Annotated in this window: 21 protein-coding genes; 12 read left to right on the top strand and 9 right to left on the bottom strand. The window is 57.2% G+C overall.

Translation table 11 applies throughout. From position 1 onward, the window contains the following. Window positions 1-19 precede the first annotated feature (19 nt). The 9 genes from rpmE (at window position 20) to U8U68_RS01230 (ending at window position 8,662) form a co-directional block, all read left to right on the top strand. Window positions 20-220 (top strand): 50S ribosomal protein L31, encoded by a 201-nt coding sequence (gene rpmE / locus U8U68_RS01190; RefSeq protein WP_322199031.1) that lies wholly within the window; start codon window positions 20-22, stop codon window positions 218-220. Window positions 221-226: 6 nt separating this feature from the next. Beyond that, window positions 227-511, top strand: coding sequence for a DUF2087 domain-containing protein (locus tag U8U68_RS01195; protein WP_322199032.1), 285 nt, complete (start codon window positions 227-229; stop codon window positions 509-511). Window positions 512-715: 204 nt separating this feature from the next. Next, entirely contained in the window at window positions 716-1,339 is a 624-nt protein-coding gene (locus U8U68_RS01200; protein WP_322199033.1) for an IMPACT family protein, read from the top strand. Window positions 1,340-1,553: 214 nt separating this feature from the next. Then, window positions 1,554-2,549: a deoxyguanosinetriphosphate triphosphohydrolase gene (locus U8U68_RS01205; protein ID WP_322199034.1), complete on the top strand. Its 996-nt coding sequence runs from the start codon at window positions 1,554-1,556 to the stop codon at window positions 2,547-2,549. A 344-nt stretch (window positions 2,550-2,893) separates the two neighbouring features. Then, window positions 2,894-4,657 (top strand): DNA primase, encoded by a 1,764-nt coding sequence (dnaG, locus tag U8U68_RS01210; RefSeq protein WP_322199035.1) that lies wholly within the window; start codon window positions 2,894-2,896, stop codon window positions 4,655-4,657. Between the two features lie 356 nt (window positions 4,658-5,013). Further along, window positions 5,014-6,108, top strand: a complete 1,095-nt coding sequence (rpoD, locus tag U8U68_RS01215; RefSeq protein ID WP_322199036.1) for an RNA polymerase sigma factor RpoD — start codon at window positions 5,014-5,016, stop codon at window positions 6,106-6,108. A 280-nt stretch (window positions 6,109-6,388) separates the two neighbouring features. Further along, a complete protein-coding gene (locus tag U8U68_RS01220; RefSeq protein WP_322199037.1) occupies window positions 6,389-6,868 on the top strand; it encodes an RrF2 family transcriptional regulator in 480 nt (159 codons plus the stop codon). Window positions 6,869-7,170: 302 nt separating this feature from the next. Then, entirely contained in the window at window positions 7,171-7,839 is a 669-nt protein-coding gene (locus U8U68_RS01225) for a zinc metalloprotease (protein ID WP_322199038.1), read from the top strand. A gap of 22 nt (window positions 7,840-7,861) precedes the next feature. Further along, a complete protein-coding gene (locus U8U68_RS01230; protein WP_322199039.1) occupies window positions 7,862-8,662 on the top strand; it encodes a hypothetical protein in 801 nt (266 codons plus the stop codon). A gap of 115 nt (window positions 8,663-8,777) precedes the next feature. On the opposite strand, the gene U8U68_RS01235 is transcribed toward U8U68_RS01230, so the two are convergent. From U8U68_RS01235 to U8U68_RS01275, 9 genes are all read right to left on the bottom strand, one after another. Then, complete coding sequence (locus tag U8U68_RS01235) at window positions 8,778-8,987, bottom strand: cold-shock protein (RefSeq protein WP_160579514.1); 210 nt, start codon at window positions 8,985-8,987, stop codon at window positions 8,778-8,780. Window positions 8,988-9,269: 282 nt separating this feature from the next. After that, on the bottom strand, window positions 9,270-11,303 hold the full coding sequence (gene recG / locus U8U68_RS01240) for an ATP-dependent DNA helicase RecG (RefSeq protein ID WP_322199040.1): 2,034 nt from the start codon (window positions 11,301-11,303) through the stop codon (window positions 9,270-9,272). A gap of 126 nt (window positions 11,304-11,429) precedes the next feature. After that, window positions 11,430-12,506 (bottom strand): 3-isopropylmalate dehydrogenase, encoded by a 1,077-nt coding sequence (gene leuB / locus U8U68_RS01245; RefSeq protein ID WP_322199041.1) that lies wholly within the window; start codon window positions 12,504-12,506, stop codon window positions 11,430-11,432. Window positions 12,507-12,566: 60 nt separating this feature from the next. Next, on the bottom strand, window positions 12,567-13,451 hold the full coding sequence (locus tag U8U68_RS01250; protein ID WP_322199042.1) for an anti-sigma-I factor RsgI family protein: 885 nt from the start codon (window positions 13,449-13,451) through the stop codon (window positions 12,567-12,569). Beyond that, window positions 13,444-13,926, bottom strand: coding sequence for an RNA polymerase sigma factor (locus tag U8U68_RS01255; protein ID WP_322199043.1), 483 nt, complete (start codon window positions 13,924-13,926; stop codon window positions 13,444-13,446). Before U8U68_RS01255 ends, U8U68_RS01250 begins: the two co-directional genes overlap by 8 nt. Before the next feature lie 18 nt (window positions 13,927-13,944). Further along, window positions 13,945-14,361, bottom strand: a complete 417-nt coding sequence (locus U8U68_RS01260) for a hypothetical protein (RefSeq protein ID WP_322199044.1) — start codon at window positions 14,359-14,361, stop codon at window positions 13,945-13,947. Window positions 14,362-14,625: 264 nt separating this feature from the next. After that, window positions 14,626-16,422 (bottom strand): S1C family serine protease, encoded by a 1,797-nt coding sequence (locus tag U8U68_RS01265; protein WP_322199045.1) that lies wholly within the window; start codon window positions 16,420-16,422, stop codon window positions 14,626-14,628. Continuing rightward, a complete protein-coding gene (locus tag U8U68_RS01270) occupies window positions 16,412-17,998 on the bottom strand; it encodes a HAMP domain-containing sensor histidine kinase (protein ID WP_322199046.1) in 1,587 nt (528 codons plus the stop codon). Before U8U68_RS01270 ends, U8U68_RS01265 begins: the two co-directional genes overlap by 11 nt. A gap of 11 nt (window positions 17,999-18,009) precedes the next feature. Continuing rightward, window positions 18,010-18,705, bottom strand: a complete 696-nt coding sequence (locus U8U68_RS01275; RefSeq protein ID WP_322199047.1) for a response regulator transcription factor — start codon at window positions 18,703-18,705, stop codon at window positions 18,010-18,012. Between the two features lie 445 nt (window positions 18,706-19,150). Between U8U68_RS01275 and U8U68_RS01280 the strand changes: the two genes are divergently transcribed. Genes U8U68_RS01280 through U8U68_RS01290 form a run of 3 tightly spaced genes read left to right on the top strand, consistent with a single transcriptional unit; the run spans window position 19,151 to window position 23,302 of the window. Further along, window positions 19,151-19,675: a MarR family winged helix-turn-helix transcriptional regulator gene (locus tag U8U68_RS01280; RefSeq protein ID WP_322199048.1), complete on the top strand. Its 525-nt coding sequence runs from the start codon at window positions 19,151-19,153 to the stop codon at window positions 19,673-19,675. Continuing rightward, window positions 19,672-21,405 (top strand): ABC transporter ATP-binding protein, encoded by a 1,734-nt coding sequence (locus tag U8U68_RS01285; protein WP_322199049.1) that lies wholly within the window; start codon window positions 19,672-19,674, stop codon window positions 21,403-21,405. Before U8U68_RS01280 ends, U8U68_RS01285 begins: the two co-directional genes overlap by 4 nt. Then, window positions 21,395-23,302 (top strand): ABC transporter ATP-binding protein, encoded by a 1,908-nt coding sequence (locus tag U8U68_RS01290; RefSeq protein ID WP_437124409.1) that lies wholly within the window; start codon window positions 21,395-21,397, stop codon window positions 23,300-23,302. Before U8U68_RS01285 ends, U8U68_RS01290 begins: the two co-directional genes overlap by 11 nt. The last annotated feature ends 79 nt before the right edge of the window (window positions 23,303-23,381 follow it).

Consider the following 23,381-nt stretch of genomic DNA (forward strand, 5'->3'; position numbering starts at 1 on the left):
AAAGAGGTGAAAGCGAACGATGAAAGAGAATATACATCCCGACTACCAGGACACCACCATTACCTGTGCCTGCGGCAATGTGATCCACACCCGCTCCACAAGGAAGAACATCAAAGTCGAAATATGTTCCAAATGCCACCCGTTCTTTACGGGCAAGCAGAAGCTGGTGGACACCAGCGGCCGCGTGGATATGTTCAAGAAGCGCTACGGCCTGAAATAAACACGGATGAAGCAGCTGAAAAATTTTTTAGACGAGAACGGCAGGCTGTTAAAGTTTCCCGCCAAGCGCCCCATGCAGTGGGAGGCCCTTTGTTATTTGGCGGAAAAGTTCCAGACCGGGCAAGAGTACACCGAAAAAGAGGTGAACCGGCTGCTGAACCAGTGGCACAGCTTTGGCGACCCGGCCACCCTGCGGCGGACGCTTTGCGACTGGCGCTTTTTGGACCGGGACTCCTATGGAAAGGCCTACCGGCTGGCGGCGGACGCGCCCCAAAAAGAAATTTTTTTGTAGCGATTTAAGACGGCGTGGAATGCGCCGTCTTTTTTCCATACGGATAAGTTTGCCGCTTCTTTGTAGAAGGAACCGGCAAGCCGGAAAAGCGTAAAACAGCGGAGAAAACGGGAGTGTGAAAGGACAACGCAGAGGTGCGCCGCCTTTGCCGCCCAATTCCGCGATTGATGGAAGGATAGATTTTGGAAAAAAGGAGGCGCGGCAATGGAGTACATTACAGTGCGCCAAGAGGGCGCGGACCAGTTTGTGGAAAAAAAGTCCCGGTTTATGGGGGCCTGCCGCCCGGTGAGCACAGAGGAGGAGGCCCTGGCCTTTATTGCAAAAAAAAAGACGGAGCACTGGGACGCCTCTCACAATGTGTATGCCTATATTTTGCGGGAAGGGGGCGTCCAGCGCTTTTCGGACGACGGCGAGCCCCAGGGCACAGCGGGCATTCCAGTGATCGACACCCTAAAAAAGGCGGGGGTGACCGACGCGGTGGTGGTGGCCACCCGGTACTTTGGGGGAATCCTGTTGGGGGGCGGCGGGCTGATACGGGCCTATTCTCACACCGCCAGCATTGCCCTGGCCGCGGCGGAGAAGGTGCGCATGAAGCCCTGCCTGCTGCTGGAGGCCGCTTGTGGATATGAGGACTACGGCCGGGTACAGTTGCTTGTGCCCGAGTGCGGCGGCGTGGTGGACGACACGGTTTTTTTAGAGCGGGTGACCCTGTGCTTTCATCTGGAGCCACAGCGGCGGGCCGGGCTGGAGCGCCGCCTGGCTGACGCCACGGCAGGGCGTGTAAGTTTGGCGGAGCGGGGGGAAGCGTACTTTCCCTATTCCCTTTGAAAAAATCCGAGGATTTTTTCCGGGAAATTCCAGGGGGAAAAAGTATTTTCGCGGCCAGGCGGGTATATATAAATGAAAGCTTGTGAAAGCCTACGGAAATCCCCGGTCCGCCGGCGAGAATCCAAATGGGTGATGAACGAAGTTTTGGAAACCTTTTTTAAAAAGTTTTCCAGCGAGGCCAAAAGTTCCAAAATTGAGGAGAGAGGTGCGTGCTGTGACAGTTCGTGAAGAATATCAGCGCCTGGAAGAACAGACCCTGGCCCCCTGGGCCGCCCTTTCGGCCCAAAGCAAGGGCCGCGGCCGGCCAGAGGAAGAGTGCCCCCTGCGTACGATCTTTCAGCGGGACCGGGACCGGGTGATTCACTGCAAATCCTTTCGCAGGCTGAAGCACAAAACCCAGGTGTTCCTGGCCCCAGAGGGGGACCACTACCGCACCCGGCTGACCCACACCCTGGAGGTCTCTCAGATTGCCCGGACCATTGCCCGGGCCCTGCGCCTGAACGAGGACCTGACCGAGGCCATTGCCCTGGCCCACGACCTGGGGCACACGCCCTTTGGCCACGCGGGGGAGCGGGCCCTGGACCAGCTGGTCCCTGGAGGCTTCCGCCACTACCGCCAGAGCGTGCGGGTGGTGGAGCGCCTGGAAAAGGAGGGCCAGGGCCTGAACCTTAGCTGGGAAGTGAAAAACGGCGTTCTCTGCCACACAGAGGGCCAGGAGGCCGCCACCGCCGAGGGCCGGGTGGTGCGCTGGGCAGACCGGATTGCCTACATCAACCATGACATAGATGACGCCATACGGGCCGGGGTGCTTACCAAGGGGGACATCCCCAGGGAAATCACTGCCCAGCTGGGGGATAACAAGACCCGGCGGATTACCGCGCTGATTATGTCCCTGGTGCGGGAGAGCCAAGAGGGCCAGCCGCGCATGGACGCCGCCTCTTTTGAGGCCTACCAGGCCCTGCACCAGTTTATGTACGACGCGGTGTACCGCAACGAGTATGCCAAAAGCGAGGAGCGCAAGGTGCCCCATATTCTGGAGAGCCTCTATGAACACTACCGAAAGCCGGAGAATCTGCCGGAGTACATGAGAAGGATTGCCGAAGAGGAGGGGGAGGACACCGCCGCCTGCGACTTTGTGGCAGGCATGAGCGACCGCTACGCGGTGGCAGTGTACCGGGAGCTGTTTATCCCCAAGGCGTGGAATAACTAGCGGAGTAAAACGCCGCGGGACGCGGTAGGGGTCAAGGGGAAACTGGTTTCCCCTTGCGGGTCCAGGGCAGCGCCCTGGCGGGGTGTGGGGGCGAGGAGCCCCCACGGCCTTGCCGTAGGCCCTCACCCACTAAAACGCCCGAAGGGCGCATGAGCATTTTCAAAGAAAATGCTCATAATGTGCTGAAGCACTAGAAGGCCTCCGGGCGCAAAGGGCGCGCCCTGCGGCAAGGTAGTGGGGGCTTCTCGCCCCCACACCCCGTCGGAAGGGGCCTAACGCCCCTTCACCGCGCTATGTGTCGTTCGCTGGGGCCCTAGAAAATTATTGCGAAGGAGGCGGCTTCCATGCCCTTTCCCCCCGAATTCCTCCGGGAGCTTGAGGACCGCTGCCGCATTGAGGACATTGCCGGCAAATATGTAAATCTAAAGCGCCGGGGGAAAAACCTTTTGGGGCTATGTCCGTTCCACAACGAAAAGACCCCCTCCTTTAACCTTTACCCAGGAAATAATTCCTACTACTGCTTCGGCTGTGGAAAGGGCGGCGGGGTTATCAACTTTGTCATGGAGATCGAGCACCTGGATTTTCAGGACGCGGTGAAGTGGCTGGCCCAGCGGGCGGGCCTACAGTTGCCCCAGGAGGGCATGGACAGCAGTATGTCCCGGCTGCGGATGCGGATTATGGAGATCAACCGGGAGGCCGGGCGTTTCTTTTACAAGACCCTTATGTCCCCACAGGGCCAGGCGGGGCTGGATTATTTTCGGGGCCGGGGGCTGGACGCGGCTGCCATTAAGCGCTTTGGCCTGGGCTATGCCCCAGAGGACTGGTATGGCCTGGTGAACCACCTGCGGAGCAAGGGCTATACGGTGGACGAGATGGTTCAGGCGGACGTAGCGCGGCTCTCGAAAAAGGGCAAGCCCTTTGACCGCTACCGGGGCCGGGTCATGTTCCCCATTTTCGACCTTAGGGGCAATGTAGTGGCCTTTGGGGGCCGGGTGCTTACCGACGAGAAACCCAAGTATATCAATACCAGCGATACCCCTGTGTACCACAAAAGCGGCGGGCTGTTTGCCATGAACCTGGCAAAGAACACGGGCAGCCGCCAGCTGATTTTGGCAGAGGGGTACATGGACGTCATTGCCCTGCACCGGGCGGGCTTTGAGAACGCCATTGCCTCTTTGGGGACTTCCCTTACCGAGGAGCAGGCCCGCGTTATCAAGCGCTATGCCGACGAGGCGGTGATCTGCTACGACTCGGACCAGGCGGGGCAGAAGGCCACCCAGCGGGCCATCCCTATCTTGAAAAACGCCGGCCTGCGGGTAAAGGTAGTCACCGTGCCCGGGGGCAAGGACCCGGACGAGTTTATGCGCAACTATGGTAAAGACGGCCCCCTGCGGTTTAAACAGCTGCTGGAGGGCGGCGGCAGCGACGTGGAGTACCGGCTGGAAAAGCTGCGGGAGCGGTTCGACCTATCCACAGACCAGGGCCGGGTGCGGTATCTGGGGGAGGCGGCGGAGCAGGTGCTCTCAAAGCTTTCGGACCCTATGGAGCAGGAGGTGTACGCGGGTCGGCTCTCTCAAGAGACAGGGGTGGACAAGCGGCGTATTCTTGAGACTGTAGGACGGCTGGCGGGCCGGGAGCGCCGGAAGGAGCAGAGGCAGCTGGTGCGGTCCCAGATGGAGGTGGCTGCTGTGGAAGCCGGAGCCAATCCGGAGAAAAAGGACCACTTGCGGGCCGCTTTGGCCGAGGAGGGGCTCATCGCCTATCTTTTTCTGCACCAGGACAAGGCTGGGGCCCTAAAGGAGCTGCTGCCCCCGGAAAAATTCGTGACGGCCTGGAACCGCAGAGTATATGCTTCCTTATTGGGAAAGACTATACATGGCACGGCCGTCCTAGCGGACCTTGCCGGGGAGCTGACGGGAGAAGAGATGTCTGACCTAAGCAGGATGCTGGCCCAACACCGGGAGGCGCCCCCCAGCGGTGCGGACGCCAAGGAGTATATAAAGATTTTGCGGGGCGAGAGCGCCCGGGGAGGCGCTGATTGGATGAAAACCGCCAGTGACGGCGAGATGAAGGAATATATGGAGGAGCTGAAAAGGAATAAGCAGTGAGAAGGGACGAACGGTATCGTTTTTAGGGCTTGTTTGAAAATAGAGAAAGCGCCGGATTTTTGCCCTGGCGGGCGCGGTTTGACGAAGAAAACCGCAAGGAATATGTTCGTATTACGAGGATTTTCCACACACAAATCCGCCCGGACAGGGCAAAAAGACGGTGTTTGCGATTTTTCAAACAAGCCCTAAAGGCAAAAGGGGACAAACCGGGGCGGCCTTCTGGTCTTAGCCGACGGGACGCCAAGGGCTGGCAGGGCCAGCTTTGAACCGCTGGAGGCCCAAAGAAAATTTATAAAGGATTTTACCCGGGGAATAGAAAACGCGGCACAGGGAAATAGAAAGGAATGGTAATAAAAATGAGCGCACAGCCGGATAAAAAAACAGTGATTAAAGATTTGGTGGAAATTGGCAAGGCCAAGGGCCAGCTAAGCACAAAGGAAATTTTGGACGCTTTGGGCGAGCTGGATTTTGACCCTGAACACATAGAAAAGTTCTACGACACCCTGGAGACCCAGGGGGTAGAGATTGTGGAGGACTTTGACGAAATGCAGCTGGACGACGTGGAACTGGTGAAAGCCGGTGAGGCGGCGGAGATGGAGGGCGGCGGTGGCACGGAAGGGATTGCCATTGACGACCCCGTGAAGGTGTACCTGAAGGAGATTGGTCGGGTGCCCTTGCTGACCCCAGAGGAAGAGGTGGACCTGGCGGTACGCATTACAAATGGGGACTCCGCCGCCAAAAAGCGCCTTTCCGAGGCCAACCTGCGTCTGGTGGTGAGTATTGCCAAGCGGTATCTGGGCCGGGGCATGCAGTTTTTGGACTTGATTCAAGAGGGCAACCTGGGGCTTATTAAGGCAGTGGAAAAGTTTGACTATACCAAGGGGTTTAAGTTTTCCACCTATGCCACCTGGTGGATCCGTCAGGCGATTACCCGGGCCATTGCGGACCAGGCCCGGACCATCCGCATTCCAGTGCATATGGTGGAGACCATCAACAAGGTGAAAAAAGCCAACAGCCAGCTGCTGCATGTCAACGGCCGGGAGCCCAGCGCCGAGGAAGTGGCCGAAGAGCTGGAAATGCCCGTGGAAAAGGTGCGGGAGATTATGCGGGTGGCCCAGGAGCCGGTCTCTATGGAGACGCCTATTGGCGAGGAGGAGGACAGCCACCTGGGAGACTTTATAGAGGACGCGGACGCCCCCGCCCCCCAGGACGCGGCCAGCCACACCCTGCTGAAGGAGACCCTGGGCAATGTGCTGGACACCCTGACCCCCCGGGAGGAGAAGGTACTGCGCCTGCGTTTTGGCCTGGAGGATGGCCGCAGCCGCACCCTGGAAGAAGTGGGCAAGGAGTTCAACGTGACCCGGGAGCGTATCCGGCAGATTGAGGCCAAGGCCCTGCGCAAGCTGCGCCACCCCAGCCGCAGCAAGAAGCTGAAGGATTTTCTGGACTGACCAGCCAAGCGCCGCCCTGCCCGTAGCGGGGATTTTTTAGGTGGGGCAACGGGCTGCCAGCGTGCTGCCGAAGCTTCGCCCACCCCGCTGGGCGCGTGGGGCCTGTAAAGGCCCTTTCCCGAAGGGGTTGAAGTTTTATGTCGCTTACGGCATCGCGGCAGGGCTTTGCCATACGGAATCGGAAAAAGTCGAATAAAAAAAGTTTTGCTCAAGCTTTTTCAAAAGCTTGCAGAGCGCGAGACAGCGTCTCGCGACCTTAAGGGCAGCTGGGAGATGTAACATGGTAATGACGTTAGAGGCGGACTACGCCGTGCGCATCGTAGAATATTTGACGAAAAACCCCGGCCGCTGGGACGCCAAAACCGTTTCGGAGGGGATGCAGGTGCCCATGCGGTTTTGCCTAAAGATTTTGCGGGGCCTGGTGCAGGCAGGCATGGTCTGCTCTTTTAAAGGGGCAAAGGGGGGCTACAGTTTGGCCCGGCCCGCGGGGGAGATCACCCTGCTGCAGGTCATCGAAAGCGTGGAGGGCCCCTATATGCTAAGCCGCTGCCAAAAGGAAGAGTACAGCTGCGGCCGGGAGCACTGCCGCCTGCACAGCATCTATGAGAAGGTTTCGCAGGACGTCCGCCAGGAGCTGGACAGCTACACTTTTGACATAATCTGCGGGGAAGAGCCCGCGGCTGCCGGCCGGTGCGGAAAGGAAAGAACCTGCCGGGATGGGGCTTGTGGAGGAGAGCAAGGGGAATCGGGCTGTAGCTAAGCCCAAAAGTCTGGGTGGCCTTGTCCTAAAGGCGGTACACAAGGCGTATCACAAGGCGATACGCCTAGCGATATGCCTGGAAGAGGCCCGGGTGGGAAAGGGATCAGGAACTGATCCAGGCCGATTAAAATAGTATGGTAGGAGAGTTTTGCAGTCGCTATGGGGCAAAGATAGCGCTAAATAAAAAATGGTTTGCGACCCATAAAAAATAACCGTTTATATTGACAAATTGCTTTCTTGGTTGTATAATAGAATCAAGCAAAATGCCATGGCTGTTTTGGAAACGAAAGGAGAGCCATACAATGAAGAAAAAATTTGTCAAAGCACGAGGATGGAAAAAGCTGCTGTGCGCCAGTCTGGCGGTAGCTTTGTTTACCTGTGGGACGTTTTCAAACTATGCTACGGCGCTTTATGAGAGCTGGAAGAGTGGCAAGAGAATAAAAGGTACATATGATTTTATGTTAACCCCTCATAAAGATTTTGGAGCTACAACCATTGCCCATATGAATAATGCACTGTATGAATGGAACAAGTATTTGCCTAGTGGGGTGCATGGAGTAAAGCGTGAGCCAACATTGCGTCACAGTTTATCAAATTATCATATCAGAGCAGAAAGTGAAAATGATGGGAAAAGCCTTATATATCGGCAGAATCTTGGTTCATATGATGACAAGGTTGCTGTGACACGGAGAGTATATTATATTATAGATGGTATGCCTTTTGAAAAGAATATTGTGTTCGAAGCAGATGTATGTATGAATACATACTACAAATTTGCTAATAGTGGAATAAAAGACCATGTTGACGTGTGGTCAGTTTTCCTACATGAGGCGGGACACATATTTGGTTTTAATGATATGGACCCCGTTGCCTATAATCAGGCTGTTATGTGTGCGCAAATCACAACCGGGACAGAGAAAAGGTCGATAACGCTAACGGAACAGAAAGTTTTGAAAGATATATATAAATAAAATATAGATTGGAGGAATAGTAATGATCAGTAAAAAAGGTATAAACCGACTTGCAATTGTGGTTGTGATTGGTGTCATTGTTTTGGCAGTTTGCGGGGTTTGGTTTTCAATGTCAGTACAAGCTAGTGCGGACGATGCGGAACGGCTGGACTTGGAAGCATTTAGTCAATCAGCAACTATAGAAGCAAATGATAAACCTGTCTTAGTAACAGAATTAGATTTTTTGGTCCAAGAGCTTTCCACTGAGGACATGATTAAAAAATCACATCTTGTCATTAAAGGTGAATTAACGGAAATTTCACCTGCGGCTTGGGTAGATACAGAAAACGGAGGAAATTCAATATACACGAATTATGTGTTTCGTGTGAAAGAGACCTACCGCGGTGAAGTGAAGGATGAAGTGGTGTTGAGCCAAGAAGGAGGACAGGTAGGAAACAGGAGAACCGTTTGTTGCGGTAGTCCAGAATTTGAATTAGGCAAAGAATATGTTCTTTACCTCTATCGGCCTATGCCAGGGTATGGATTAGTAACAGATGATGATTATTACTGGCTAGTCGGATACAACCAGGGTGTCTTTGCCGTAGAAGAAACCGCCGGAACCATGATGGCCGTGGCCGAGGACGGCGGCGAAAAGACCAGCCTACAGACCCTTGCCCAGGAAATAGAGGCCCTGGACCAGGAGTACCCGGTAAACTATAACTGGGAGTACGAAGAAATGATGGAAAACATGAAGGCCAACCTGGAAAGCGGCTTTATCACGAAAGAGGAAAGCGAAGAAATACTGGCAAAGCTACAGCAGTACCCTGAACGTGTAGAAGAATAAACCCTGCCCCCGGCCGCGAAAAACAAGCCGGGGGCTTATTGATTGGCAAAACAAAAAAGCGGCACGCCCAGGGGACTGCCCCGGCGCGCCGCCTTTTTTGGCTTGGCGTAAAAATTTACAGCTTAACCACGTTCACAGCCCGCAGCTTCTCGCTGTTCTTGGGGTCGGGCTCGGTCTCGAAGGTCACCTTCTGGCCCTCTTCCAGGGTCTTGAAGCCCTCGGACTGGATGGCGGAGAAATGCACGAAAACGTCCTCGCCGCCCTCGTCGTTGGAAATAAATCCATAGCCCTTCTCTGCATTGAACCACTTAACTGTACCGTTCATATCGGCACCTCCCTAGATTTTTCGTATCCGCCTAGCAGGCCGAAAAAACTTTTCCGGCCCAGGTGCCCCGTGCACGGTGCTGCCTGACTAAAGAGAACTCACAGCTTGTGTAAATCATCAGACGCCCAACGACTTACAGAAACTGTGAGTACATTTTCGTGCTATCAGAATACGGTTAGATTATACCACCAGCGGGGCGGTTTGTCAAGGGGTACTGTCAATTTTTTGCAAAAGGGAGAGCCGCTTGAGAATGAAATTTTCTTTTGCGGCCCTTCCGTTTTGCTATAGGGCCACCCGGTCTCCGCCGGTTTTCGCAAAAAGACGGCGTACCTCCTGGCCCAGGGCCTGGTAGGCCTCTTGTTCCATCGCTCCGCTATGAAACAGCTTTCGGGCGCATTTCTGGGCCTCTCGCAGCACGTCTAAGTCCATCTGCATATTGGCAATCTTCAGCTGGGGCAGGCCGTGCTGGCGCTGGCCAAAGAAGTCTCCAGGGCCCCGCAGCTTCAGGTCCGCGTCCGCTATGGCAAATCCATCGCTGGTGCTTTTAAAGAGCCGCAGCCGCTCCAGGGTGTCCGGGTTCTGGCTGCCGGTGATGAGAATGCAGGTGGAGGGATGTTCACCCCGGCCAATGCGCCCCCGCAGCTGGTGCAGCTGAGAGAGGCCGTAGCGCTCCGCGCTCTCAATAAGCATAATGGCCGCGTTGGGCACATCCACCCCCACCTCCACCACCGTGGTGGCCACCAGCAGCTGTAGTCTGCCCGCGGCGAAGTCCTCCATCACCCGCTCCTTTTCAGCGGCTTTCAGCTTGCCGTGCAGCACCCCCACCGCTGTTTGGGGAAAGGCTGCCCGCACCAGATGGGCGTATTCCTCAATGCTCATTACACCGCTGTCCCCCTCTTCAATGAGGGGGCAGATCAGGTACCCCTGCCGCCCCTGGTCCAGATGCTTCTGCACATACCGAAAGGCCCGGGCCCGCTTGTCTGGACCCACCAGATAGGTCTCAATTTTCTGCCGTCCTGGGGGCAGCTCGTCCAGTACAGAGATGTCCAGGTCGCCGTAGGCCATTAGGGCCAGGGTGCGGGGAATGGGCGTAGCGCTCATTACCAGCAGATGGGGGCTGGCTGCCTTTTGGGTAAGGGCCATCCGCTGCTCCACCCCAAAGCGGTGCTGTTCGTCGATAATGACCAGGGCCAGCTCCCGGAATTCCACCGGACCGCTGAGAAGGGCGTGGGTGCCAATGGCTAGCTGAATCTCTCCCGCAGCCAGGGCCCGGCGCTGTTCCCGGCGGACAGGGGCGGAGCCTCCCCCGGTAAAAAGAGCGCAGCGCACCCCGGCGGGCTCCAGCAGGGCAGAGAGAGACTGGTAGTGCTGGGCGGCCAAAATCTCTGTGGGCGCCATCAGGGCGGCCTGCCAGCCCGCTTGTATCACTTTCCAGCACAGGGCGGCGGCCACAGCGGTTTTTCCGCTGCCCACGTCGCCCTGCACCAGACGGTTCATGGGGCTGGAGCCAGCCATGTCCTGGACGCCCTGGTAGATAGCCCGCTGCTGGGCGCCTGTTAGCCGAAAGGGCAGCAGGGCGGCAAAGTCCTCGGGGTAGCCGGGGCTGGCGGGGTGGGGGTTTTCTTGGCGGCGGCCGCTTTTGATCTGCATTAGGCCCAGCTGTAGCACCAGGAATTCCTCGAACACCAAGCGCCGCCGGGCAATTTCCAGGTCCGCGTGCTCCCGGGGAAAGTGGACGCGCTCCAGGGCAAACCCCAGGTGGCAGAGCTTGTATTGGTCCCGCAGGGGGGCGGGCAGGGGGTCCTCCAAAACCTCGGGTAACAGGGCAAGGGCATTTTTCATGACCGAGGAAATATTGCGGCTGGTGAGTCCCTGGGTGGCGGGATAGACGGGAAGAATCCCAGCGGCGCGGTCCAGGGGAAGAAACTCTGGCGAGACCATGGACAGGGGACGCTGAAGCACCTTGCCCCGGAAGAGGTAGGTCTGGCCCAGCCGGAGCAGAGAGGGGATGTAGCGGTTGTTGAAAAAGGTGAGCTGAAAGCTGCTCTCCCCGTCATAGGCGGTGGCGCGGTACAGCAGGCGGCCGCCGCGAATACGGGTCTCCTGGGGGGCGCGGGTAATCTCCGCGCGGACCACGCAGGGCGCGTCGGGCGGGGCCTGGGAAAGGGGGAGGACCGGGGCCCACTCCTGGTAACTATGGGGATAGAGGCGCAGCAGGTCGCCCAGGGTCTCTACGCCCAGCTTGGCAAAAAGAGAGGCGCGGCGTTCTCCCACGCCTTTAAGCCGCCGGACATCGGTATCAAATAGAGAAGGCATAGCGCACCCCCATAAAAGTGGTAAAATGATGAGAAACGGCTGAAAAGCTGGAAAAAATTTATACCCACACAAAAGCGCCAGAGCGCATGACTCTGACGCTTTCCGCATTGTTTACATGGGCCAATCTTACACCAGTCCGGCTACGGTGTCGCCCATCTCCTGGCAGCCCACCAGCTTTGCCCCACAGCCCTGGGAATAGATGTCTTGGGTGCGGGCCAGCTCCAGGCTCTTGGCCACCGCCGCCTCGATGGCCCCGGCGGCCTCCGGCTGGTCCAGAGAATACCGCAGCATCATGGCCGCAGAAAGAATGGTGGCCAGGGGGTTGGCCGCATCCTGGCCGGCAATGTCCGGCGCGGAGCCGTGGATGGGTTCGTACAGCCCCAGGCCCCCTTGGCCCAGGCTGGCAGAGGCCAGCATCCCAATGGATCCGCTGATCATAGAGGCCTCGTCTGAAAGAATGTCGCCAAACATGTTGGAGGTCAGTATCACGTCAAACTGCCCCGGGTTGCGCACCAGCTGCATGGCGCAGTTGTCCACGTACATGTGGCTGACCTGTACTGCTGGATACTCTGCGGCCAGCCGGTCCACCACGCCCCGCCACAGCCGGGAACTATCCAGAACATTGGCCTTGTCCACACTGCACAGCCTGCCGCCGCGCTTTTGGGCCATATCAAAGGCTACCCGGGCAATGCGTTCCACCTCGGGCACACTATAGCGCTCTGTGTCATAGGCGGTGGGGACTCCGTCCTGTTCCTCTGTGCCCCGGTCGCCAAAATAGATGCCGCCGGTCAGCTCCCGGACCACCATAATGTCCAGGCTGTCGCCAATAATTTCAGGCTTTAGCGGCGAGGCCTCCCGCAGGGGGGCGAAAATTACCGCAGGGCGCAGGTTGGCATAAAGGCCCAGTGCTTTGCGAATCCCCAGAAGGCCGGCTTCAGGCCGGCTGCCCCCAGGTTGGCTGTCCCATTTGGGCCCGCCCACAGCGCCCAGAAGGACGGAGTCCGCTGCCTGGCAGGCCTCCACAGTGGCCTGGGGCAAGGGGGCGCCGGTGGCGTCGATGGCCGCGCCGCCCAGGAGGGCGTATTGATAGTCTATAGAAAAATGGTATTTCTCTGCGGCTTTATTTAGCACTTTGATGGCTTGGTCTACGATTTCAGGGCCAATGCCGTCACCCTTTAGAACAGTGATCTTGTAGGTTTTCATAAGATGAAGCGCTCCAATCCGGTTAATATGGAAAAATTTTAGCACATTCCGGACAGGTTGTCAATGCGTCTGCCGCCCCTGGTGCTTTCCCTGGCCTTTTCCCTGGCCGTGGCCCGCGCCTTGGTGCTTTTGGCTTTGGTTCTGCGCTAGGCTAGAGTTTGGGCTTAGCGCCTCTTCCTGGCCGTGTTTTTGACATTGCCCAGGGTTCGGGCAGCTATCCCGATCTTGGGATTTGTTCCCGTGGCCATAGGTGGCGGTGAGGCTTTCGCTACTGCCCCCCAGCTGTATAATCAATTCCCGGATCTCCCGCATGGTCATGTTTTGAACAGTCTCGGGTGAGACGCTGGGGTCCAGCTTCTGTACCTCTAAAAAGGCCCTGTACTTCCCGCAGGATAAACCCAACTGATGAGCCAGGGCCGCCTCTTCCGGCTGGGCGGAATGGCAGTGGGTGTTTTTCCGCTGGGCGGCACAGGCCTCCATATCGGAAAAGATTTTAGAGGCCTGGGCTCCGTCCGGCCCTACGACGGTAATGATCATTAACGCATCCCGAGAGAGCAGGGCGGCGACCTGCTCGTGGTTCATGATCTGTTCCACAGCGTCGGCATAGTTTTTGAATTTTATATCCAGGCTGTTCGAGAGGTCCCGCCCGTCTTGGTTATAGCTATTCACCGAAACCACCTGGTCAAACCGGTTGACGCAAAGTTCTATGGAGGGGTTTATGTCAATGCTGATCTCCACAGTGGGAGCAAAGTAAAACCAGATTCCGCCTGCCACCAAAAATAACAGACAGGCACAGGCGGCGGCATAAACGCCCAGAAGGCGCCGGGCAGGCCGGGCGGGCTGGGTATATTCCTGGGTTTTTTGCGCCAGAAACGCTTTTGTTCTATCTTTTAGCGCTTCCTGAGCCCGCACTTGTTGGAAGGCCTCTTTGATTGTGTCACTCATAGGCGTCACCTCCCAGCTTTTCCCTGAGCATTTGTTTGGAACGAGTGAGGAGCGTATACACAGTGTTCACGTTTTTGCCTAAAATCTGGCTGATTTGCGGAGCGGTATAACCTTCATAATAATGCAGATAGACGGCCTCTCGATATTTTGGGGGAAGGGAGAGCACGGCCTCTAAGACCTCCCGGTGGTCTGGGGGAATCTCCGCCGGCTGGTCCAGCACCTGGTCCAAAGCTACGGTGCGGCTGCGAAAAAAGCTTTTCAGCAGGTCCTTGCAGGCGTTAAGAGTCACCCGAATAAACCAGGCTTTTTCATGCTGGTCATTTTCAAAGGAAACAGAGCTAAGGACATACTTCAAAAACACGGTTTGAAATATGTCCTCTGCATCGGCAGGGTTTTTCAGATGTACCACGCAGAGCCGCCGAACCGTATCGGAATATTGTTCAATGGCCCTGTTCACCTCTTGCTCGCTCCGCATAAAATTTTTCCCTTAGTGTTACCAGCAGCGTCCACCCCGGCAGCCCCTGCCCTGACCATTGCCCCGGCCATACCCCCGGCCCTGGCCGCTGCCGAAATTATCGCAGACGCCGTCGTTATCCTGGTCTACAAAGTTTCCACCGCATCCGGCTCCCAAGCCGTTGCCCTGGCCGCAGCCCTGGCCGTTGGCAAAGTTGTCGCAGACGCCGTCGCCGTCTTGGTCCACAAAGTTTCCGCCCCAGCCCTGGCCATGGGCAAAGTCGCAGTTGTCGCAGATACCGTCGCCGTCGGCGTCCACATAGGCGCAGGCCGCATTGGCATAGACGGGCGCTAAGGACTGGGAGACCTTAGCCGTGGAATCAGCGGCCAACGTGCTGGTGGCGCCCATAGATAGGGCGATGGATGTGGCCAGGGCTCCTAAAAATACTTGATACATGACGATTCCTCCATGATTTTTGTTAGGTCTTGTTTGAAAAATCGGAAATACCGTCTTTATGCCCCATACGGGCGGATTTCTGTGTCGAAAATTCTTGAAATAGAAAAGTGCTCCTGGCGGTTTTCTCCTTGAAACCGCCTCGTCTTAAGCAAAAATCCGGCATTTCCTCTATTTTCAAACAAGGCCGAGTCGTTTCCGACTTCATCATGAATACGATTGAGGAAGAGGAATCCATTCAAAATTTTCAAAAAAATTTTTTTCCGTCTATTTCTGGGTCTCGCCTTTATCTTCCAGCAGGACAATTTCAATCTCCAGCTCCTGCCCGCCGGAAAAATTATTGCCAGGGCGGTACAGGGTTACCTTGATCCGGTCGCCGGGGGCATAGCGCAGGAGAAGGTTGGAAACTTCCCGCAGGCTTTCTACGGTTTCGCCTTCTATAGCGGTAATAACGTCCCCTTCCTGGGCCTGTGTACCCGCAAAGCCGCTTTCGGGGTCAATCGTGCTAATCTGTAGGCCTCTGGGCAGGCCGGAGGCGGCGGAGATGGTCTTGGTTACCTCCCGGCAGGTAATGCCCAGCCGGGTGCGGCCCTTGATATAGCCGCCGGAGAGCAGCTCGTTAATAATGGGCTGGGCGCGGCTGACGGGAATGGCAAAGCCCATCCCCTCGTAGCCATCGGTGATAATTTTGGAAGAATTGATTCCCACCACCTGGCCGTACATGTTCACCAGAGGGCCGCCGGAGTTTCCGGGGTTAATGGCCGCGTCGGTCTGAATATAGGTCATGCCGTTTTCACTGTATTTGCCCACTTCCCGGTCCAGGCCGGAGATGACCCCCCGGGTCAGGGAGTTGGAAAACCGTGCGCCCCCGGGATTGCCAATGGCCAACACCCACTCGCCCATAGAGAGCTCGGCCGCGTCGCCAAACTGGGCTGGGGTAAAGCCGTGGTCGTTGGTTTTCAGTACAGCCAGGTCGGTGGTGCGGTCCACGCCCACCACCACGGCTTCATACTCGTGGCCGTCGTAGGTGGTCACCGTGACGCTGGAGCTTTTAGAATTCAGCACCACATGGGAGTTTGTGATAATATACCCGTCGCTGGTGGCAATAATGCCCGTACCGGTGCTCTCGCCGGTTTGGCCCTCCCGGGTCAGTTCCGCCGCCACAGTTACCGTAGAGGGGGCCACCTGCCTATAGACGCTCTCAGCGTCCAGGGGCTGGCTTAGGGGTTTTTCGTTCATGTGGATGCCCTCGGTATTGGGCGTCACGTCCACATTGGGGGTGGGGGCCGCCTCTTCTTCCGGTTCTTGAGGGGGCTGGGTGGGCTCGGGCAGGGCGCCGCTTTCCGGAGTGGAAAAATCAAAGCCAAATCCCGGATACTGGGAGCCGCCGCTGGGCTGGGCCATGGCCAGGTACACACAAAGGCCGCTGACCGCGCCTGCGGAGAGCAGGCCCATAATCCACAAAAAAACCTTTAGTCCCAGGCCCATTTTTTTCCGCTTTTGGGGGGCTGGGGGCTGGGGCGCATAGTAATAGGGCGAGGCGGGGGGCTGCTGAGAGGGCTGGGCCCCGGCGTAGGGCTGAGGCACCCCAGGCCCGTAAGGTGGAGCGGGATAAGGCGCTGCGCCCGGCTGCCCGGCGTAGGGATATGGATAGCCCTGGGGAAGCGGCTGGGGGTAGGGGGGCGGCGGAGCTGGATTTTGCCGCGGATCATATCCAGGGGCGGGCCACTGCCAGACGCTGGCGGCCGGTGCTGGGTAAGGGGGCGCTGGCGCGCCGGCGGGGGCGCTGGGCGCAGGCTCCTGCTGGGCAGGCTGGGCCGTGGGGTCGGCCGCTGCCTCTTGGGGGCTGGCGGGGTCCTCTCCAGGGGCCTCCTCTAGGGGAGGCATTGCCGGGGCGCTGTCCTCTGGGGGCAGGGGCTCCAGCTCTTCCGGGGTCTCGGGGCCGGCTGGCTGGGCAAAGCCCTCTTCCCGGGCCAGGGTTTCCTCCATGGGCTGGCTATCTTCCCCGGGCTGGAGAGGCTCCCTCTCCTCCTGGCCGTTTGGGTCTCGCAAATTATCCATCATCTTCCTTGCTCCTTTCAGGTTCCGTCTTTTGGTTGGGCTCGGTCTTGGGCTTTTTCAGCCGCAGATGGCCGGACCGGGACTCTTTGTTCCGCGTGTCCCGCGCTTTAGATTCTTTGGACTGGGGCTCCTTTAGGCGGGGGGCCTCCTGGGGCTTGGGCAGGTAGAACTCGAACCGGCAGAACTGTCCCTGCACAGACGTTACCTGGATGTTCCCCCCGTGCAGCTGCAAGATCGTGCGCACCAGATACAGCCCCAGGCCCATGCCGTTTTTGTCCCGGCTGCGGGACTTATCCCCTTTATAAAAGCGGTCGAACACCATGGGAAGGTCCTCGGGGGCAATGCCCGGGCCGGTATTTTCAATCATCACAGTGGCCCGGTCAATACTGTCTATAATCCGCAGGGTAATACCGCCCCCCTGGTTGGTAAATTTTACCGCGTTTTCCACCAGATTATACACCACCTGGTGCAAAAGGTCCTGGTCGCCGTACACAGTAACCGGGGCGGCCTCTTCCAGGCCATGAATTTCAATCTGTTTTTCGTTAATTTTTTGCTCAAAGGTAAGCAGGGTGGCTACGCTGGTATGGGTGATGTCAAAGCTGCGGGGGTGTATCTTCATCTCCCCACTGTCAATACGGGATAGGTCCAGCATGGACTTCACCAGCCGGGACAGGCGCTTTACCTCGTCGGAGACAATGTGCAGGTACTTGCTCTCCTCAGCGGCGGGAATGGTACCGTCCAAAATGCCGTCCACAAAGCCCGCGATGGTGGTCATGGGGGTTTTTAACTCGTGGGAGACATTGGCAATAAAACTGCGGCGCATGCCCTCGGAGTTTGAGAGGGAGTCCGCCATATGGTTGAAAGAGAGGGAAAGCTGGCCCAGCTCGTCCTGGCTGGTGACAGGCACCCGCACGGAAAAATCCCCTGCTCCAAAGCTGCGGGCGGCCAGGGACATTTGCCGCAGGGGCTTTACCAGCCGGTAGGCGAAAACGCCCATTACACAGAAGGTTACCGCCAAGGCCGCCACCGCGGCCAAAAGGAAGATCTTGAAAGCTTCCAGCTGCATGGCGCTCATAGAGGCGGGGCTGGTGGCGGCGAACACCGCCCCCACGCAGGGCCCGTCCTCGCTGGCGTACATGGGCACGCCAATGATATAATAGCTTTCTTGATACAGCCCGCCAAAGCTGCCCCGGCCCTCGTACAGGCCCTGGGCGGCCTGGGCCGCGCAGGTGGCGGGCACCTTTTTCAAGTCCTCCAGGCCGCTGCCCACAGGGTTGCCCAGGCGCACGGTGCCGTCTAGCTCGGTAATAAATATATCCGCGTCAATGCTGGCGGAAAAGCTGTCGATAAAGCCCTGCAGGGCATCTCCTTGCAGCTTATACACGCTGGCGCTCTCTTTGGTCAGGAAGCGGCTGGCAATATTGGCAATGGAGGTGGCGTTTTGGGTAAGCAGCTCTTTTTTCTCCTGCCGCCAGTAGTAGCTGAAAAACACCATCATAACCCCGCCCAAAATGACGAAGCTGAGGAATACAATGAGCATGGTTTGGCCCAGGTAGCGTTTAAAAAGACTTTTCTGCATAGCCCCGCACCTCAGTCCCGGACCTCGAACTTATAGCCCACGCCCCATACGGTCTTTAGGCTCCATTGCTCTGAGACTCCCTCCAGCTTTTCCCGCAGGCGCTTAATGTGCACATCGACAGTTCGGCTGTCGCCATAGTAATCGAAGCCCCACACCTCGTCCAAAAGCTGGTCCCGGGTAAATACCCGGTTGGGGTTAGAGGCCAGGTGGTAGATCAGCTCCATCTCTTTCGGCGGGGTGTCCACCTGCACGCCCTTTACCTTTAGCTCATAGTTGGTTAAGTTGATAAGCAGGTTTTCGTACACCACCTCTTTTTGGTCCTTTTGCCGGTCGGCCGCTTTGCCGCTGCGGCGCAGCACAGCGTTGATGCGGGCAATGACCTCTTTGGTCTCAAAGGGCTTTACCACATAGTCGTCGGCCCCCAGCTCCAGGCCCAGCACCCGGTCAAAGACCTCGCCCTTGGCGGTGAGCATAATAATGGGGCAGGAAGAGCGCTTGCGGATTTCCCGGCATACCTGCCAGCCGTCTAAACCGGGCAGCATAATGTCCAGCAAGATCAGGTCTGGGAAAAAGGACTCGAACTTCCTAAGGGCGCTCTCGCCATCGTGGGCCAGGGCGGCGTCAAAGCCCTCTTTTTCGATATAGAGACGTAAAAGTTCGCAAATATTGGTATCGTCGTCCACGATTAATATTTTTCCAGAAGCCATGGTTTGCACCTCTCCAGTGTTTTTTATGTTATGGAAGCACGGATTAATTCCGGTGGCGCGAGAGGCGTGTCAAACCGTCAGGCGCTAGGTAACTCCGGTGGGTGGTTCCCTAGAGTCTGTTTTAAAATGGGAGAAATGCTGGCGCCTTTCGAGAATTTTTGACGCCAAAGCCGCCGTTTCTGGGCAAAACAGACCGTGTTTCGAAGTTTTCAAACAGACTCTAGAATACTCCATACTTATTTTAAACGGTATATGTGGCAAAATCAAGAAAAACAAGTGAATTTTCTGTGACAGCCCCTTCTGAAAAAAATTCTTTTCCCTCTTGACATTTTTTTCAAGCTGAAATATAATTGTTAGGACATGAACAGTTCGGTAGCGAACAGTATGAGGGCGAATAGTCCGCGTACGTACAGCTTGTGGAAGCAAATGAAAAGGAAGGATGACCATGAACCACGGGGAACAGGAAAAGCGCCCGCCCAGGCCCCCCAGGCTGCCCCCGCCGGAGCACCAGGACGACATAGGTTTTCAAATCAGCCGCCTGCACCACCTGACCCGCCGGCTGATGAACCGCTACGCCGCGATCAGCGAGAGCCCGGCCGGCCACGGCTGGCTCATTGGCTACCTGTATGTAAACCAGGACCGGGACCTGTACCAGCGGGACCTGCAAGAGCAGTTTTCTGTAGGCAGGTCTACCATGACCGGCATTTTGCAGCTGATGGAGAAAAACGGTTTGATTACCCGGGAACCGGTGGAATGGGACCAGCGGCTGAAGAAAATTTGCCTTACTCCCAAGGCTGTGGACCACCACCAGAAGGTGGAGGAGGGCATCCGCCGCACCGAGGCTTTTTTGGACGCCGGGCTGGCCCCAGAGGAGAAAGCCCTGTTTATCCGTCTGTGCCAAAAGCTGTACAGCCACATTGAAAAGCGCGAGACGGAAGATAAAGCGAAGAAAGAAGGGACAGTGGAATGATACGAAAGCTTTCCCGGTGCATCCGGGAATACAAAAAAGATACCCTGCTTACGCCTCTGACCGCCACACTGGAGGTGGTGATGGAGGTGCTGATTCCCCTGCTGATGGCCACTCTGATTGACGATGGCATTGACAAGGGGAATATGGACGTCATCCTGGGTACGGGCCTGCTGCTGGTGGGCTGTGCCATTATCTCTCTGGCGTTCGGGGTTCTCTCGGGCTTTTATGGGGCCCGGGCCTCTACGGGCTTTGCCCGCAACCTGCGCCAGGACATGTATTACGCGGTGCAGAAATATTCGTTTTCCAACATTGACAAGTTCTCCACCGGCAGCATCGTTACCCGGCTGACCACAGACGTAAGTAATGTGCAGAACGCTTTTCAGATGATGATCCGCATTGCCGTGCGGGCCCCCATGACCCTGATATTCTCTATGGTCATGGCCTTTATGGTAAACGCCCCGCTCGCGCTGGTCTTTTTGGCGGCCATGCCTGTGCTGGGGGCGGGGATGGCCCTGATCTCTACCCGGGCATACCCGGCTTTTGAGCGGATGTTCAAGCATTACGACCGGATGAACACCGTGGTGCAGGAAAACCTGCGGGGAATACGGGTGGTGAAAGCCTTTGTGCGGGAGGACTACGAGACGGGGAAGTTTGTAGAGGCCTCGGAACAGATCCGAAAGGACTCCAGCCTGGCGGAAAAGATTTTGGCCTTTACCTCGCCCCTAATGCAGGTTTGCATGTACGGGGTGATCCTGCTCATCTCTTGGTTTGGCGCCCGGATGATCGTGAGCCAGACCATGACCACCGGCCAGCTGATGAGCATGATGAGCTATGCCATGCAGGCCCTAAGCAGCCTGATGATGCTGACCATGATTTTTATTATGACCACCATGTCCAGGGCCTCTGCCCAGCGCATTGTGGAAATTCTGGACGAGAAAAGCGATATTGCCGATGGCAAAGAAAACCTGCAAACAGTGGCGGATGGCTCCATTGTGTTCGAGGATGTGGACTTTAACTACCAAAAGAGCGAGCGCACCTGCCTTTCCGGGATAGACCTTCGCATTCCGGCGGGCCAGACCGTGGGAATTCTGGGGGGCACCGGCAGCGGAAAAAGCAGCCTGGTGCAGCTGATTCCCCGGCTTTACGATGTGCAAAAAGGCCGGGTGCTGGTAGGGGGCCAGGACGTGCGGGACTATAATGTAGAGGCCCTGCGGGAAGAGGTGGCCATGGTGCTGCAAAAGAACGAGCTGTTCTCGGGCACCATCAAGGAAAATCTGCGCTGGGGCGACGAGAACGCCACGGATGAAGATATAGAGCGGGTCTGCCGCCTGGCCCAGGCCGACAGCTTTATCCAGCAGTTTCCAGAAGGGTACGACACCTATATTGAGCAGGGCGGCACCAATGTTTCCGGCGGGCAGAAGCAGCGGCTGTGCATTGCCCGGGCCCTGCTGAAAAAGCCCAAGATCCTGATTCTGGATGACTCCACCAGCGCGGTGGACACCCACACCGACGCCCTGATACGCCAGGCTTTTAAAGAGGAGATTCCAGACACCACCAAGATTATCATTGCCCAGCGGGTGGCCAGCGTCCAAGACGCGGACCAGATCGTCGTGCTGGACGGCGGCCGGGTGGCGGACATAGGCAGCCACCAGGAGCTGCTGGCACGCAGTGACATTTACCGGGAAGTTTTTGAATCGCAGCAGAAGGGAGAGAGCGCGAATGCCTCCTAGAGGACCAATGGGCGCGGCCTTTGCCAAAGACCGGCCAAAAGCGAAAGACCAGGGCAAGGTGATCAAACGCCTGCTTAGCTACATGAGCCTGCCCAACCGCGTCCGCATGGGCGTGGTGCTGGTGTGTATTTTAGTCAGTGCCGTGGCGGGCGTGGCGGGGTCTATGTTTTTAGAGACCCTTATCGACGACTACATTACCCCCCTGCTGGCTGCCCCGAACCCAGTGTTTACCGGGCTTCTGCGGGCCATTGGCATAATGGGCCTGATCTACCTGCTGGGGGCGGGCTCCACCTTTTTCTACAACTGGCTGATGGTGGACATCTCCCAAAGCATTCTCAAGGACATTCGGGACGACTTGTTCTCTAAAATGCAGCGCCTGCCCATCAAGTACTTTGACACCCACACCCACGGGGACCTGATGAGCCGCTTTACCAACGATACCGACACCCTGCGGATGCTGATTTCCCAGAGCATTCCCCAGCTATTTAATACGCTGATTACTTTGACCGCCGTATTCTGCGCCATGGTGGCTACCAGTGTTCCGCTGACCGTACTGGTCATTGTGGTGGTAGCGTTTATGCTGTTCCTCACCGGCAAAATCGGCGCAAACAGCGGTAAATACTTTGTCCGCCAACAGAAGTCCTTGGGAGACATCAATGGCTATATTGAAGAGATGGTCACGGGCCAAAAGGTGATCAAGGTGTTCTGCCACGAGGAAAAGGCCAAGGAGCGCTTTGACCAGCTGAACGACACCCTGCGGGACGAGGCGGCCAAGGCCAACGCCTTTGCCAACATTATGGGCCCGGTGATGAACAACCTGGGCCACCTGCAATACGCCCTAATTGCCATAGCGGGCGGGGCCCTGGCCCTGGGGGGCGTAGGCGGTCTTACCCTGGGGGGCATTGCGGCGTTCTTGCAGCTTTCCCGCAGCTTTACCATGCCGATTGGGCAGATCAGCCAGCAGTTCAACACCATTGTTATGGCTTTGGCGGGCGCGGAGCGCATCTTCACCCTGATGGACGAAGAGCCCGAGCGGGATGAGGGCTATGTAATGCTGGTCAACGCCCGGGAACGGGAAGGCCAGATCATCGAGACCGAGACCCGTACCGGCATGTGGGCCTGGAAGCATCGCCATGGAGACGGCACGGTGACCTACACCAAGCTCACCGGCCGGGTGGAGCTGCACCAGGTAGACTTTGGGTATAATGAAGAAAAGCTGGTGCTTCACGATATAGACATTGACGCCCAGCCCGGCAAAAAGATTGCCTTTGTGGGCGCCACCGGCGCGGGCAAGACCACCATTACCAACCTGATCAACCGGTTTTACGACATTGCGGACGGCAAGATCCGTTACGACGGGATTAATATTAACAAAATCCGCAAGCCGGACCTGCGGCGCTCCCTGGGGGTGGTGCTGCAAGAGACCAACCTGTTTACAGGCACAGTCCGGGACAATATCCGCTACGGCAAGTTGGACGCCACCGACGAAGAGATAGAGGCCGCGGCCAAGCTGGCCAACGCAGACAGCTTTATCCGCCGCCTGCCCGAGGGCTACGACACCGTGCTTACCGGGGATGGGGGCAGCCTCTCTCAGGGCCAGCGGCAGCTGCTAAGCATTGCCCGGGCGGCAGTGGCCGACCCACCGGTGATGGTGCTGGACGAGGCCACCTCCTCCATTGACACCCGCACCGAGCGGCTGGTGCAGAAGGGCATGGACGGCCTAATGCGGGGGCGTACGGTGTTTGTAATCGCGCACCGGCTCTCTACCGTGCAGAACAGCGACAGCATTTTGGTGTTGGAGCTGGGGCACATTATTGAGCGGGGCACCCATGAGGAGCTGATTGCCCAGAAGGGCAAGTACTACCAGCTGTACACCGGGGCCTTTGAGCTGGAATAAGCGGGACAAAAAAGAGCGCTTCCATAGGGAGGCGCTCCTTTTTTATTTCTCCAGAGGAATGGGGGATCTATCGCGGGGG

Origin of the sequence: Acutalibacter intestini (genome assembly GCF_034334985.1) — a bacterium.
Classification (GTDB): Bacteria; Bacillota; Clostridia; order Oscillospirales; family Acutalibacteraceae; genus Acutalibacter; species Acutalibacter intestini.

What these genes read in the sequence shown, in the direction of transcription:
- rpmE (WP_322199031.1), top strand. Translation starts at nt 20, where the DNA reads ATGAAAGAGAATATACATCCCGACTACCAGGACACCACCATTACCTGT.
- U8U68_RS01260 (WP_322199044.1), bottom strand. Translation starts at nt 14,361, where the DNA reads ATGTATCAAGTATTTTTAGGAGCCCTGGCCACATCCATCGCCCTATCT.
- U8U68_RS01280 (WP_322199048.1), top strand. Translation starts at nt 19,151, where the DNA reads ATGAACCACGGGGAACAGGAAAAGCGCCCGCCCAGGCCCCCCAGGCTG.
- U8U68_RS01285 (WP_322199049.1), top strand. Translation starts at nt 19,672, where the DNA reads ATGATACGAAAGCTTTCCCGGTGCATCCGGGAATACAAAAAAGATACC.
- U8U68_RS01235 (WP_160579514.1), bottom strand. Translation starts at nt 8,987, where the DNA reads ATGAACGGTACAGTTAAGTGGTTCAATGCAGAGAAGGGCTATGGATTT.
- U8U68_RS01255 (WP_322199043.1), bottom strand. Translation starts at nt 13,926, where the DNA reads ATGCGGAGCGAGCAAGAGGTGAACAGGGCCATTGAACAATATTCCGAT.
- U8U68_RS01290 (WP_437124409.1), top strand. Translation starts at nt 21,395, where the DNA reads ATGCCTCCTAGAGGACCAATGGGCGCGGCCTTTGCCAAAGACCGGCCA.
- U8U68_RS01220 (WP_322199037.1), top strand. Translation starts at nt 6,389, where the DNA reads ATGGTAATGACGTTAGAGGCGGACTACGCCGTGCGCATCGTAGAATAT.
- U8U68_RS01270 (WP_322199046.1), bottom strand. Translation starts at nt 17,998, where the DNA reads ATGCAGAAAAGTCTTTTTAAACGCTACCTGGGCCAAACCATGCTCATT.
- recG (WP_322199040.1), bottom strand. Translation starts at nt 11,303, where the DNA reads ATGCCTTCTCTATTTGATACCGATGTCCGGCGGCTTAAAGGCGTGGGA.
- U8U68_RS01275 (WP_322199047.1), bottom strand. Translation starts at nt 18,705, where the DNA reads ATGGCTTCTGGAAAAATATTAATCGTGGACGACGATACCAATATTTGC.
- U8U68_RS01265 (WP_322199045.1), bottom strand. Translation starts at nt 16,422, where the DNA reads ATGATGGATAATTTGCGAGACCCAAACGGCCAGGAGGAGAGGGAGCCT.
- leuB (WP_322199041.1), bottom strand. Translation starts at nt 12,506, where the DNA reads ATGAAAACCTACAAGATCACTGTTCTAAAGGGTGACGGCATTGGCCCT.
- U8U68_RS01200 (WP_322199033.1), top strand. Translation starts at nt 716, where the DNA reads ATGGAGTACATTACAGTGCGCCAAGAGGGCGCGGACCAGTTTGTGGAA.
- U8U68_RS01195 (WP_322199032.1), top strand. Translation starts at nt 227, where the DNA reads ATGAAGCAGCTGAAAAATTTTTTAGACGAGAACGGCAGGCTGTTAAAG.
- rpoD (WP_322199036.1), top strand. Translation starts at nt 5,014, where the DNA reads ATGAGCGCACAGCCGGATAAAAAAACAGTGATTAAAGATTTGGTGGAA.
- dnaG (WP_322199035.1), top strand. Translation starts at nt 2,894, where the DNA reads ATGCCCTTTCCCCCCGAATTCCTCCGGGAGCTTGAGGACCGCTGCCGC.
- U8U68_RS01225 (WP_322199038.1), top strand. Translation starts at nt 7,171, where the DNA reads ATGAAGAAAAAATTTGTCAAAGCACGAGGATGGAAAAAGCTGCTGTGC.
- U8U68_RS01230 (WP_322199039.1), top strand. Translation starts at nt 7,862, where the DNA reads ATGATCAGTAAAAAAGGTATAAACCGACTTGCAATTGTGGTTGTGATT.
- U8U68_RS01250 (WP_322199042.1), bottom strand. Translation starts at nt 13,451, where the DNA reads ATGAGTGACACAATCAAAGAGGCCTTCCAACAAGTGCGGGCTCAGGAA.